We start from the raw sequence: 12,461 nt of genomic DNA on the forward strand, positions 1-12,461 counted from the left end.
AGAGGCGACGTGACGGGCGGCTGAAGCCGACCGGTCTGGCCAGGCCAGGTCCACGGGTTTACCACCTGCCGGGTATGGGGACATTTGCCACCGACGGCCGGGAAAGGCTCCGTCCCTCCCGGCCCGCGTCCCTGAACCTGAGGAGCGACGAACCCGAGGAGCGACCCGATGCCCGAGGATCAGCAGTCCGAACCGCAGCAGCAGCCACCCGGCACCCTCCAGGAGATGCATTCCAAGCCCGACCACGGCGAGGACTCCTACCGGGGCTCCGGCCGACTGGCGGGCAAGAAAGCGGTGATCACCGGCGGGGACAGCGGCATCGGTCGGGCGGTCGCCCTCGCGTACGCGAGGGAGGGCGCCGACGTGCTGATCTCGTACCTGAGCGAGCATGAGGACGCCCGGGAGACCGCGAAGCTGGTCGAGGACGAGGGCCGGCAGGCGGTACTCGTCGCCGGGGACGTCGGCGAGCCGGCGGTGTGCCGCGCGGTGGTGGACCGGGCGGTCGAGGAGTTCGGCCGGATCGACGTACTGGTGAACAACGCCGCTTACCAGATGACGCACGAGAGCCTCGAAGAGGTGACCGACGAGGAGTGGCAACACACCTTCGACGTCAACATCACGGCGATGTTCCGGCTGGTCCAGGCGGCGCTGCCGCACCTCGGCGAGAAGGCGTCGATCATCAACACCAGTTCGATCAACTACGACACGCCGCGCCCGACGCTGCTGCCGTACGCGACCACCAAGGGCGCGATCGCGAACTTCACCGCTGGGCTCGCCCAGATGCTCGGGGAGCGGGGAATCCGGGTGAACGGCGTCGCGCCCGGCCCGATCTGGACCCCGCTGATCCCGTCCACCATGCCGCCGGAGCAGGTCGAGAAGTTCGGCAAGAACACCCCGCTCGGCCGCCCCGGCCAGCCGAAGGAGGTCGCCCCGGCGTACGTGCTGCTCGCCTCGGACGAGGCCAGCTACATCTCCGGCGCGATCATCCCGGTCACCGGTGGCAAGCCCATCCTCTGACCGTCGTCCCCCTGAAAGGAGTCCCGTCATGCCCGCAGGGTCGAGTCCGAAGCGGGAACGCCAGTACAGGCACATCAAGGAGAGCGCGCGCAAGCGCGGCGAGTCGACCGAGCGCGCCGAGGAGATCGCCGGCCGGACGGTCAACAAGGAACGCGCCCGGGCCGGCGAGTCGAAGACCGCCAGCCGCTCCTCGGTCAAGGACGTCTCCTCCGGGCACCGCGGCGGCAAGCGGTCGCACACCGGCGCGCAGGGGCGTACCAAGGAGCAGCTCTACAACGAGGCGAAGAAGCGCAACATCAAGGGCCGGTCGAGCATGTCCAAGGCCCAGTTGGAGAAGGCGCTCGCGCGCTGAGAACCGGAGGAGGGTACGGCTCCACCGGTAATACTCCGAACAGGGGACGATGTTTTCGTGTCCACCGAACTCGCCATCCCCGCCCTGCCCTGTCGAGACCTGGACGACGTCCTGCCGTTCTACACCGCCCTCGGCTTCCGAGGTCGACGCGGTGGAACTCTCCGCCGCCGAGCGCACGGCGCTCGCCACCGACCTGGCCACCGCCGCCGAGATCAGCGCCGAACTGGATCGCTGACCACGGCGGGTGAAGCGGCGACGCGGGCCACCCGGCGTTCCCGGGGCGGGCCGGCGAGGAGATGGCCGGCGACCGCGAGCAGGCCGAGCGCGGCGACCGCCAGCCAGTGACCGTCGCCGAGATACTGAAGGCTCGCCCCACCGACCGCCGGGGCGACGAAGGCCGCGGCCGGGAAGGTGAGGAAGAAGACCGCCTGGTAACGGCCACGCAGCCGGGGCGGGGCGAGTTCGGCGTTGATCTCCGCGTTCGGCGGTGCGGCGAGCATCGCGCCGACGGTCCAGACCAGCGCCGCCAGCAGGTAACCGGGCAGCCCGTCGGCGACGGCCAGGCCGGCGTACCCGAAGGCGGCCAGGCCCAGCGCGGTGGCCAGCACCCGATGCTTGCGGCGACCGTCGATCAGCCGGGGCACGAAGAGCTGACCGATCACGATGAACAGCCCGCCCAGCGCCACCACCAGCCCGTACGCCGACGAGCTGAGGCCGTCGGCGCGCATCGCCAGCGGCATCACCGTCGAGTTCTGCGCGGTGATCACGGCGTGCGCGAAGGTCAGCGCGACGAAGGCCAGGAAGATCCGGTCGGTGAGCGGGGTACGCAGCCCGACACGGCGGGCCGGTGCCGCTCCCGGGCCACCCGGCGAGGCTCCCGGTGCCGTCCGGACCGGGGTCTCCAACGCGGTCCCGCCCCTGGTCTCCGCTGCGGTCGGGACCAGCGTTTCCGGTGCGGTCCGGACCAGTGTCTCCGGCACCTTCCAGGCGATGATGACCGTGGTGATGACGGTGGCCGCCGCGTCGACCAGGAACAGCGCTAGATAGCTCGCCTCGGCGAGCAGCCCGGCCAGCGCCGACGCGCCCGCCATACCGAGGTTGAACGCCCAGAACTGGAGGTTGAACGCGCGGGAGCGGCGGGGCGCTGGCACCACGTCGACGATCGCGGCGACGAAGGCCGGGCCCGGCATCGAGTGGGCGATCCCGACCAGCGCGGCGAGCAGTGCGATCGCCGGCAGGCTGGCCACCATCGCCATGCTCGCCATCAGCGCCGACGCCGCCAGGTGCGACCAGACCAGGGTGCGGCGCCGCCCCCAGCGGTCGGCGAGTACCCCGCCGAGCAGGACCCCGGCCACCCCGCCGAGCCCGTACGCCCCGACCACCAGTCCGGCGAGCGCGTCGCTGGCCCCGCGTGCGTCGGTGAGGTAGAGCGGCAGGAACAGCATGGCGAACGCGCCGACCCGGTTGATCAGCAGTCCCGACCAGAGGAACCAGAAGACTGCCGGCAGTCCACCGGCCGTGTCGCGCAGCCACGCCCCTGCCGCCCGCACCCGTCCTCCGGTAAGGATTGTTTCCAGTAGTCCGCCGCAGTAGACCGTAGAGAAGTGATCGCCCGCTCCGCCAGGGTGTCCCTCGTCACCGCCACGGCCGAGAGTTGAAGATCGCGCACCATCAGGGAGGTAGGTGCCTACCGGCCGAACTGGGACCACTGCCACCCGGAAGGTGCGTGGTCTACCGCCGGGAATATCAGTCGCGGTCGGTGGCGTTCCGGTCTAGCGTGATCGCCATGTTCGGCACGGTCGGCTTCGTGTGGCCCGCAGGGTTCCTCCTGCTGGGCCCCGCCGCCGTGTGCGTGGCGTCGACCCCGTCGCACCAGCCCGGCCGGCTGGATAGCGGCGCGCGAAGCTGACCCTCCTCCCGCACCAGCAGAACCCACGGAGGAGGGTGGCCCGGTTTCCCGGTGCCGCCTTTCTCGGCACCGGATGCGCGGTTCTGGCGCGGTTCCCCCTCTCGCGGTCTGGCACCCGCCCGCGCTCGTCGCCCGCCAACCCCTCTCTCCATTGAGGACAGTTCTCATGGCCAAGAGCCAGTTCGTTCGTACCAAGCCGCATCTCAACATCGGCACGATGGGGCACGTCGACCACGGCAAGACCACGCTGACCGCCGCGATCACCAAGGTGCTCGCCGACCGGGACCCGGCGGTCAACCGGTTCGTCGCCTTCGACGGCATCGACCGGGCGCCGGAAGAGGTCGCCCGGGGCATCACCATCACCATCGCGCACGTCGAGTACGAGACCGCCACCCGGCACTACGCGCACGTCGACATGCCGGGCCACGCCGACTACGTGAAGAACATGATCACGGGGGCGGCGCAGGTGGACGGGGCGATCCTGGTCGTCTCGGCGCTCGACGGCGCGATGCCGCAGACCCGGGAGCACGTCCTGCTCGCCCAGCGGGTCGGCGTGCCGTACCTGGTGGTGGCGCTGAACAAGGCGGACGCGGTGACCGACCCCGAACTGCTCGACCTGGTCGAGCTGGAGGTGCGGGAACTGGTCAGCGAGTACGGCTTCCCCGGTGACGAGGTGCCGGTGGTGCGGGTCTCCGCGCTGCGGGCGCTGGAGAGCGACCCGGCCTGGGTCAGGTCCATCGCGGACCTGCTCGACGCGGTCGACCGGTACGTCCCGGTGCCGCCGCGCGAACTCGACCGGCCGTTCCTGATGCCGATCGAGAACGTGCTCACCATCTCCGGCCGGGGAACCGTGGTGACCGGAGCCGTCGAGCGGGGCTCGCTGCGCGCCGGTGACCCGGTCGAGGTGGTCGGGCTCGCCCCGACCCTGTCGACCGTGGCGATCGGGCTGGAGACCTTCGGTCGTTCGCTGGAGTCGGCACAGGCCGGGGACAACGCGGCCGTACTGCTGCGCGGGGTCAAGCGCGACCAGGTGCAGCGGGGGCAGGTGGTGGCCCTGCCGGGCAGCGTCACGCCGCACCGCCGGTTCACCGCACAGCTCTACGCGCTGACCACCGCCGAGGGCGGTCGGCGTACGCCGTTCCACGCCAACTACCGGCCGCAGTTCTACTTCCGGACCACGGACGTGGTCGGCGCGGTGGACCTGGGCGAACTGCCCCAGGTGGCCCCCGGTGACACCGTGGCGATCACGGTCGAGCTGGGCAAGCCGATCGCGATGGACGTCGGGCTCGGCTTCGCCGTCCGGGAGGGCGGCCGGACGGTCGCCGCCGGCACGGTGACCGCGCTGCTCGACTGAGGACCGGCGTCGGGCGCCGGCCGGGTCGTTCGTCGGCCGGCGCCCGGCACGCCTGGCTGGCCCGTCGACCGGCAACTCAGCCGGCGGTCCGCTCGTCGGACCGCCGGCTGATCCGGACCAGCCGGTCACCGTCGGCGGTGCGGAAGTAGAGCACGTACCGGCCCGAGCGGCGCCGGTGCACGAGCTGGGCGTCGAGCAGTACCCGCAGGTGCCCGCCGACCGAGCCGAGCCCGTGTCCGGTCGCGGCGACCAGCCCGGTGGTGCTGGTCGGCGACTCCAGCCGGGTCAGGATCTCCGCCCGGACCGGGCCGAGCAGCCGGCGGAGCGCTGCCGGCGGGGCGCTCCGGGCCGGATCGGCCAGGATCCCCCGGCACGGGTAGACCACGGTGTGCCGGTCCGGACGGTCGGAGCCGACCCAGCCCCGGGCCGACGTACTCGGCACGAAGAGCAGCCCGGTGTCGCCGAGGTCCAGCGGCGGAAGGTCGTACGTGTTGATCTGGAGCCGGCCGTGCCCCAACCAGCGCATCCCCGGGCGCATCCCGTCCAGGGTGGCCGCCCAACCGCCCGAACTGAGCAGGTGGGTCCGGGACACGATGTCGGCCTCGAAGAGCCGCTGCCGGCGCGGCCAGTCCGGGCGCAGGGTGCGGGTCCAGACCCACTCCAGCAGCTCGGCGACCCGCTCCGGCAGGTCGGCGCCGCGCAGTGCGGCGGGGAGCGGCCCGCTCAGCCCGGCCAGCAGGTCTGCCCGGGCCACCCCGGCCGGCAGCTCCCGGATCCGGCGCAGTTCACCGCCGAACGTCGCCTCGGCGTCCCCGGCCGACGCACCGAGGAAGTCGGCCGGCGTGCCGAGGAAGTCGGGCAGCCAGCGCGGCGGGAAGGCGGCCCGGACGAACGCCGCGCTGAACGGGTCGCCGGCCAGCCGGGCCCGGTACGCGGGGGAGTGCGCGTCGAGCCAGGCCCGCTGACCGGGGAGCGTCGGGTGCCCGTCCAGCGCCTTGAGCGCCGCGACGGTCTCGACCAGCGGGGAGACGGCGAACCGGCTGCGGGCCAGGACGTCCGCGTCGAGCAGCCAGAGCCCCACGACCACCTCCGGTTTCGTCTCCAGGTGAAAAGGTATCTGCTCGCCGGGCGGCCCACCCAGACTGCTGGCCGTGCGTACGTATCGGCAGCTGTTCCGGGTCCCCGAATTCCGTCCCCTCTTCCTGGCGATCTCCGCCCAGGTCGCGGCGGGCACCGTCAACGGGCTCGCCCTCGGCACCCTGGTGTACTCCGCCACCGGCTCACCACTGCTCGCCGCGCTCAGCCTCTTCGGCCCCTCCTTCGCCCAGGTGGTCGGTGCCACCACCCTGCTCTCGGTGGCCGACCGGGTGCCGCCGCGCGCCGCGCTGGTGGGCGTCAAACTGTTCCTCGGCGCCAGCACCCTGGTGATGGCCCTGCCGGGCATGCCGATCTGGGCCATGTTCGTGGTGATCGGGCTGATGGGGCTGGCCGGCTCGATGGGCGGCGGCGTCCGCTGGGGGCTGCTCGGCGAGATCCTGCCCGACGGCGGCTACCTGCTCGGCCGGTCGGTGATGAACATGTCGGTCGGGGCCATGCAGATCAGCGGCTTCGCGCTCGGCGGCGCCCTGCTCACCGTCGCCACCCCACGCCAGGTGCTGCTGATCGGCGCCGGCCTGTATCTCAGCGCCGCGCTGGTCGCCCGGTTCGGCCTCACCCGCCGCCCGCCGAGGGCGGTCGGCCGGCCGTCGGTCCGCCGGACCTGGCAGGTCAACACCCGGCTCTGGGTGACACCCGCCCGCCGGTACGTCTACCTCGCGCTGTGGCTGCCGAACGGGCTCGTCGTCGGCTGCGAGGCGCTCTTCATCCCGTACGCCCCGGAATCCGCCGGGATTCTCTTCGTGGCCGGTGCCCTCGGGATGCTCGCCGGGGACACGGTCGTCGGGCGGTTCGTCCCGGCCCGGTGGCGGCAGCGGCTCGTCACGCCGCTGCAACTGTCGCTCGGGGTGCCGTACCTGCTCTTCGTCCTGCCGATCCCGCTGCTGGTCGCCGCGCTCGCCGTCGCCGCCGCCTCGGCCGGATTCGGCGGCGGGGTGCTGCTCCAGCAGCGCCTCGTGGACCTGACCCCGGCACAGATGCGCGGTCAGGCGCTCGGGCTGCACTCCTCGGGGATGCTGACCATGCAGGCGGTGGCGGCGACGCTGGCCGGCACCGTCGCCCAGTACCTGCCGGCCGGTGCCGCCATGACCGTGATGGCGACGCTCTCCCTCCTGGTCACCCTCCTGCTCCGCCCCCGGCTGCGCACCGCGGCCGACGCCCGTACCCCGGAACTGGCGCCGGTCTGACCCGGGGGCCGGCCGGCTGTCCGTGCCGGCACCCCGTCCGGCGGTCGGCCGGCGGTCGGCCAGCGGGACGTCGGGGCGGGCCGGTTCGGCGGGGCGTCGGGGCGGGTCGGTCGGGGGTGGCTCGACTAGGGTGGGAAGCCCCTCGGTGGAAGGAGCGCGATGGTCGGCGTACGGCGGCGGGTGGTCGGCGTGGTCGCGGTGCTGGTGATGGTGCCGCTCGGCCTGGCCGGCTGCGGCCCGCTCGACGGGCTCGTCGGGCAGGGCGCCGAGCCCACCCCCACTCCTGACGAGGGCCCGGCCCGGGCGCGGGAGCGGGTGCAGGCATATCTGGACGCGATGAGGGCGAAGAGCGTTGCGGACGGCCGCGAACAGCTCTGCGAACCACTGCGGGAGTCCTTCGACCAGGCGGCCACCGGCCCGAACGGCGACTTCGCCAAGCACTTCTCGGTCTCGGCGGCGAAGATCACCGACGTCCGGGCCAACGGTGCCGACCAGGACGTCAGCACGTCGATCACGGTGAAGGTCGGCAGCAAGGCCACCCCGACCAAGGTCCTCTTCACGGTCGCCCGGGCCGACGGGCAGTGGTGCATCGCCAAGGAGACGATCGGCGGCCACACCCCGGCCCCGTCCGGCTCCCCGACCGAGCCGACGTGATCGCCTCAGGACCTCCTCGACCCAGCCGAGCCGACGTGATCGCCTCCGGACGTTCCCGACCCAGCCGAGCCGACCTGATCGCTGTCGGGCGTTTCCGACCCAGCCGAGCCGACCTGATCGGCGCCGCGTCGCCGGCCGCCTCTCGCGGGCTCCCACGAAGCGGACGGGCGTACCTCGCTCCCGGCACTGTGCGGGTCCCGCCGTACGCTTTCTGACATGCGCCATGAGTGGCACCAGTTGACCTACCCCGCGGTGGGCAACACCGCGTTGCAGACCAGTCGGCCGACCGAGGACTCCGCCGAGGACGAGGCGCTCGGCCTGGACCGGTGGCGGGAACTGCCCCGGGCCCAGACACCGCCGTGGCCGGACCAGGCGGTGGTGGACGGGGTCTGCAAGATCCTTCAGAACGTGCCCTCGATCGTCGCGCCCTACGAGGTCGACCAGCTCCGGCAGCGGTTGGCGCTGGTCTGCGAGGGCCGGGCGTTCCTGCTCCAGGGCGGCGACTGCGCCGAGACCTTCACCGACAACACCGAGAGCCACCTGCTGGCCAACGCCCGGACCCTGCTCCAGATGGCGGTGGTGCTGACCTACGGGGCGTCGCTGCCGGTGGTGAAGGTGGCCCGGGTGGCCGGGCAGTACACCAAGCCGCGCTCGCAGCCGACCGACGCGCTGGGGCTGCCGGCGTACCGGGGCGACATGATCAACTCGCTGGAGGCGCTGCCGGAGGCGCGGGTCGCCGACCCGCAGCGCATGATCCGGGCGTACGCGAACTCGGCCGCCGCGATGAACATGCTCCGGGCGTACCTCGCCGGTGGGCTGGCCGACCTGCACGCCGTGCACGACTGGAACAAGGGCTTCGTCAAGAACTCCCCGGCCGGCGAGCGCTACGAGGCCATCGCCCGGGAGATCGACCGGGCGCTCGCCTTCATCCGGGCCTGCGGGATGACCGAGGACGAGGCGCTGCGCACGGTCACCCTCTACTGCTCGCACGAGGCGCTGGCCCTGGAGTACGACCGGGCGCTGACCCGGGTCTCCGACGGCCGGGCGTACGGCCTCTCCGGGCACTTCCTCTGGGTCGGCGAGCGCACCCGGCAGCTCGACGGGGCCCACCTGGACTTCATCTCCCGGATCGCCAACCCGATCGGCGTCAAGCTCGGCCCGACCACCAGCCCCGACCAGGCGATCGAGCTGTGCGAGAAGCTGAACCCGGAGAACGTCCCGGGCCGGCTCACCCTGATCAGCCGGATGGGCAACGGCCGGGTCCGGGAGGTGCTGCCGCCGATCGTGGCGAAGGTCACCGCCGCCGGTGCCAAGGTCGTCTGGCAGTGCGATCCGATGCACGGCAACACCCACGAGTCGTCCAACGGCTACAAGACCCGGCACTTCGACCGGATCGTCGACGAGGTGCTCGGCTACTTCGAGGTGCACCGGTCGCTGGAGACCCACCCGGGCGGCCTGCACGTCGAGCTGACCGGGGAGGACGTCACGGAGTGCCTCGGCGGCGCGCAGGCGATCGAGGACATCCACCTGCCGGACCGCTACGAGACCGCCTGCGATCCCCGGCTCAACACCCAGCAGTCGCTGGAACTCGCCTTCCTGGTAGCGGAGATGCTTCGTGGCTGACCACCCCACCTCCACCCCGGCCCTGGTCGACCTCCGGTCGGACACCGTCACCCGACCCACCCCGGGAATGCGCGCCGAAATGGCCGCGGCCGAGGTCGGCGACGACGTGTACGGCGAGGACCCGACCGTCAACGCCCTCGAAGCCGAGGTCGCCGCGCTCTTCGGGCACGAGGCGGCCCTCTTCGCCCCGACCGGGTCGATGGCCAACCAGATCGCCATCCAACTACTGGTGCCACCCGGTGAGGAACTGCTCTGCGACGCCGACGCGCACGTCGTGACGTACGAGATCGGCGCTGCGGCCGCGATCGGTGGCGTCTCCACCCGGACCTGGTCGCCGGTCGGCGCCGACGTCGACCCCGAGGTGGTCGCGGCGATGATCCGGCCGGACGGCTACCACGCGGTGCCGACCCGGGCGATCGCCGTCGAGCAGACCCACAACCGGGGCGGTGGCGGAGTGATCCCGCTGGCCGCCCTCGGTGAGCTGCGCCGGGTCGCCGACGACGCCGGGATCGGGCTGCACTGCGACGGCGCCCGGATCTGGCACGCGCACGTCGCCGACGGGGTGCCGCTGGCCGGCTACGGCGAGCTGTTCGACACCCTGTCGGTCTGCCTCTCCAAGGGGCTCGGCGCGCCGGCCGGTTCGCTGGTGGTCGGCAGCGCGGAACGGATCGCCCGGGCCCGGGTGATCCGCAAGCGGATGGGTGGCGGGATGCGCCAGGCGGGAATCCTCGCCGCCGCCGGCCGGTACGCGCTGCGGCACCACGTCGAGCGGCTCGCCTCCGACCACGTCCGGGCGGCCCGGCTCGCCGACGCGCTCGCCCCGTTCGGGGTACTGGCCGGTCCGGTACGCACCAACATCGTTCCGCTGGACCTGAGCAAGTGCGGGTTCGACGCTCCCGAGCTGGGTGCGGCGGCCCGGGACCGGGGCGTACTCGTCTCGGTGCTCGGTCCGCGCATCGCCCGGCTGGTGACCCACCACGACCTGGACGACGCCGGAGTGGACCGGGCGGTCGAGGTGCTCACCGAGATCTTCCGCCGCTGACCGGAGCTGCTCTGCCCGTGTTGCGGTGGCCGGGTCGCTCGGCCGGTGTTGCGGGGGCTGGGGCGCTCTTCTGGTGTTGTCGCGGTGGCCGGGTCGCTCGGCCGGTGTTGCGGTGGCCGGGTCGCTCTTCTGGTGTTGCCGCGGTGGCCGGGGGGCCGGGGGCTGGGGGCCGGGGGCCGGTGTCGCGGGGCCGGATCGGGTGCGGGGTCGGCGGGTCAGCCGCCGGTGCGGGTGAAGTGCTGGTAGTCGGGGGAGCGCCATCCGCCGCCCCACTGCCAGCCGGCCGCGGCGAACGCCTCGACCAGTACGCCACCCGGGATCGCCATCCCCGGCCGGTAACCGGAGCGGTCCCGGTACGCCGCCCCGGCGGGTGGCAGCACACGGCCGTCGATCAGGTACGGGTTTTCCACCGGGTTGACGTCGATCGCCTGCCCGTACGCGTGCACGGACCACTTTGCTGTGCCGGTGGAGACCGCTCTGCGGCAGTTGAAGCCGGAGGTGTTGTCGTCGGCCATCGACCGGTCGTCGCTGCCGCCGTACGCGTCGACCGGCTGTAGCCGCCGGATCGGGAAGCGTTCCCGGTAGAGGGTGGCGAAGATCTCGACCACCTGGGCGGTGACCGACCGGTGCACGACGATCGTGCCGACCTGGGGACGGCCGCCGAAGTCCCAGTAGCCGAGCCGGATCCGCCGGAGCTGGTCCGGGCCGACCGGGCAGCCGAGTCGCCAGCTCTCGCCGAGGTCGGCGGCGGTGACCGTGGAGACGCCGTGCACGAACGCGGGGGCCGTGCTCGGCGGGTCGCCGAACCGGCTCGTCGTCGGCCCGGACGGGGTGGCCGACGGTCCGGACCCGGTGGTCGACGCGCCCGCGCCGCCGGTCGGATCGGTCGGCGGGCCGCCGCAGCCGGCCGCCGCGAGCGCGGTCAGCAGCCCGACCAGCAGCACACCCCGCACACGCTGTCCCACCGCCGCCACGCTACGCCGCCCCGACCCGCCACCCAAACCCTCCCGCCCCGCCCGCCCCTGCCCGCCCGCCCCTGCCCGCCCCGCCCCCTCCCGCCCCGCCCCCTCCCGCCCCGCCCCCTCCCGCCCCGCCCCTGCCCGCCCAGGCCGGTGCGGAATGGGGAACATCATCGGGGCCCTGACCCCGACGGGTTTCCCCGTTACCTGTTGACCTTGGGGCTGGGGGTTGGTGGAGGGGAGGGGAGGGGAGGGGGTTAGGGGTGGGGTTAGGGGTGGGGTTAGGGGCGGAAGCGTTTGAGGGTGGCGATGTCGTCGGCGTGTCCCTGGTTCTCGCTCGGCGTCTCGACGACCACCGGGATTCCGGCGGTGGCCGGGTGGGTCATCAGCTCGGCGAAGGCTGACTCGCCGATGCTGCCCTTGCCGATGGTCTCGTGCCGGTCCCGGGTCGAGCCGCAGAGATCCCGCGAGTCGTTGGCGTGCACCAGCCACAGCCGCTCTGCGCCGATCGCCCCGACCAGCGTGTCCAGCGTCTCGCGCATGCCGCCTTCCCGGGCCAGGTCGTGCCCGGCCGCCCAGGCGTGGCAGGTGTCGAAGCAGGCGCCGAGCCACGGGTGCCAGCCGACGGCGGCTAGGTACGGCTCCAGGTGCTCGACCCGGGAGGCCAGCGAACGACCGCCACCGGCGCTCGGCTCCACCAGCAGCTTCGGCCCGCCGCTGGCCGCGGCCGAGTCGAGCAGCGGGAGCAGCGCCTCGCGTACCTGTCGCATCGCCGCCTCGGCGTGCCCGGCGTCGACCGCGCTGCCGGCGTGGAAGACCACCCCGGAGGCACCGATCGCGGCGCCCCGGTCCAGTGCGTGCGCCAGGGTCGCCACCGACTTCTCCACGGTCGCCGGGGTGGGTGAGCCGAGGTTCACCAGCAACGACGCGTGGATGTACGACACCAGCCCCCGTTCGGAGCAGCCGGCCCGGAACGCCGCGTCCTGTCCGGGGTCGCCCGGCGGCAGCGCCCAGCCCCGCGAGTTGCCGACGTAGACCTGCACCACCTCCGAGCCGATCGCGTCGGCGTACGGCAGGGCGGCCCTGGCCAGCCCGCCCGAGGTGGGCGTGTGCGAGCCGACGGGTCGGCTCGGGGCCGGCAGGTCGCCCGCCCCGGTGCCGGACCGGTCGCCCGGCGAACCGGACATGCCGGTGCCGCCCGGAGCAGTG

At 73.1% G+C, this 12,461-nt stretch carries 11 protein-coding genes; 7 read left to right on the forward strand and 4 right to left on the reverse strand.

Annotated elements, in window-relative coordinates; all coding sequences use genetic code 11:
- The first annotated feature begins 168 nt into the window (after positions 1-168).
- A complete protein-coding gene (locus R6Y94_RS04065; protein WP_318394380.1) occupies positions 169-1,017 on the forward strand; it encodes a glucose 1-dehydrogenase in 849 nt (282 codons plus the stop codon).
- A 28-nt stretch (positions 1,018-1,045) separates the two neighbouring features.
- Complete coding sequence (locus R6Y94_RS04070; RefSeq protein ID WP_318394381.1) at positions 1,046-1,369, forward strand: plasmid stabilization protein; 324 nt, start codon at positions 1,046-1,048, stop codon at positions 1,367-1,369.
- A gap of 212 nt (positions 1,370-1,581) precedes the next feature.
- On the opposite strand, the gene R6Y94_RS04075 is transcribed toward R6Y94_RS04070, so the two are convergent.
- Positions 1,582-2,919 (reverse strand): MFS transporter, encoded by a 1,338-nt coding sequence (locus R6Y94_RS04075; protein ID WP_318394382.1) that lies wholly within the window; start codon positions 2,917-2,919, stop codon positions 1,582-1,584.
- Between the two features lie 525 nt (positions 2,920-3,444).
- Here R6Y94_RS04075 and tuf point away from each other — a divergent pair.
- Positions 3,445-4,632, forward strand: a complete 1,188-nt coding sequence (tuf, locus tag R6Y94_RS04080) for an elongation factor Tu (protein ID WP_318394383.1) — start codon at positions 3,445-3,447, stop codon at positions 4,630-4,632.
- A gap of 76 nt (positions 4,633-4,708) precedes the next feature.
- Here the strand turns inward: tuf and R6Y94_RS04085 are convergent, their stop codons facing one another.
- On the reverse strand, positions 4,709-5,713 hold the full coding sequence (locus R6Y94_RS04085) for a winged helix-turn-helix domain-containing protein (protein ID WP_318394384.1): 1,005 nt from the start codon (positions 5,711-5,713) through the stop codon (positions 4,709-4,711).
- Between the two features lie 70 nt (positions 5,714-5,783).
- Between R6Y94_RS04085 and R6Y94_RS04090 the strand changes: the two genes are divergently transcribed.
- From R6Y94_RS04090 to R6Y94_RS04105, 4 genes are all read left to right on the forward strand, one after another.
- Positions 5,784-6,974 (forward strand): MFS transporter, encoded by a 1,191-nt coding sequence (locus R6Y94_RS04090; RefSeq protein WP_318394385.1) that lies wholly within the window; start codon positions 5,784-5,786, stop codon positions 6,972-6,974.
- A gap of 159 nt (positions 6,975-7,133) precedes the next feature.
- Entirely contained in the window at positions 7,134-7,628 is a 495-nt protein-coding gene (locus tag R6Y94_RS04095) for a hypothetical protein (RefSeq protein ID WP_318394386.1), read from the forward strand.
- A gap of 216 nt (positions 7,629-7,844) precedes the next feature.
- On the forward strand, positions 7,845-9,251 hold the full coding sequence (locus R6Y94_RS04100) for a class II 3-deoxy-7-phosphoheptulonate synthase (RefSeq protein WP_318394387.1): 1,407 nt from the start codon (positions 7,845-7,847) through the stop codon (positions 9,249-9,251).
- Positions 9,252-9,273: 22 nt separating this feature from the next.
- Positions 9,274-10,293, forward strand: coding sequence for a GntG family PLP-dependent aldolase (locus R6Y94_RS04105; RefSeq protein ID WP_318394607.1), 1,020 nt, complete (start codon positions 9,274-9,276; stop codon positions 10,291-10,293).
- A gap of 215 nt (positions 10,294-10,508) precedes the next feature.
- Here R6Y94_RS04105 and R6Y94_RS04110 read toward each other — a convergent pair whose 3' ends face one another.
- Both R6Y94_RS04110 and R6Y94_RS04115 read right to left on the reverse strand, forming a co-directional pair.
- Positions 10,509-11,258, reverse strand: coding sequence for a M15 family metallopeptidase (locus R6Y94_RS04110; RefSeq protein WP_318394388.1), 750 nt, complete (start codon positions 11,256-11,258; stop codon positions 10,509-10,511).
- Between the two features lie 275 nt (positions 11,259-11,533).
- Positions 11,534-12,439, reverse strand: coding sequence for a deoxyribonuclease IV (locus R6Y94_RS04115; protein ID WP_318394608.1), 906 nt, complete (start codon positions 12,437-12,439; stop codon positions 11,534-11,536).
- Positions 12,440-12,461: the final 22 nt, after the last annotated feature.

Origin of the sequence: Plantactinospora sp. KLBMP9567, from assembly GCF_033446045.1 — a bacterium.
Classification (GTDB): Bacteria; Actinomycetota; Actinomycetes; order Mycobacteriales; family Micromonosporaceae; genus Plantactinospora.

What these genes read in the sequence shown, in the direction of transcription:
- R6Y94_RS04065 (WP_318394380.1), top strand. Translation starts at nt 169, where the DNA reads ATGCCCGAGGATCAGCAGTCCGAACCGCAGCAGCAGCCACCCGGCACC.
- R6Y94_RS04070 (WP_318394381.1), top strand. Translation starts at nt 1,046, where the DNA reads ATGCCCGCAGGGTCGAGTCCGAAGCGGGAACGCCAGTACAGGCACATC.
- tuf (WP_318394383.1), top strand. Translation starts at nt 3,445, where the DNA reads ATGGCCAAGAGCCAGTTCGTTCGTACCAAGCCGCATCTCAACATCGGC.
- R6Y94_RS04095 (WP_318394386.1), top strand. Translation starts at nt 7,134, where the DNA reads ATGGTCGGCGTACGGCGGCGGGTGGTCGGCGTGGTCGCGGTGCTGGTG.
- R6Y94_RS04100 (WP_318394387.1), top strand. Translation starts at nt 7,845, where the DNA reads ATGCGCCATGAGTGGCACCAGTTGACCTACCCCGCGGTGGGCAACACC.
- R6Y94_RS04115 (WP_318394608.1), bottom strand. Translation starts at nt 12,439, where the DNA reads ATGTCCGGTTCGCCGGGCGACCGGTCCGGCACCGGGGCGGGCGACCTG.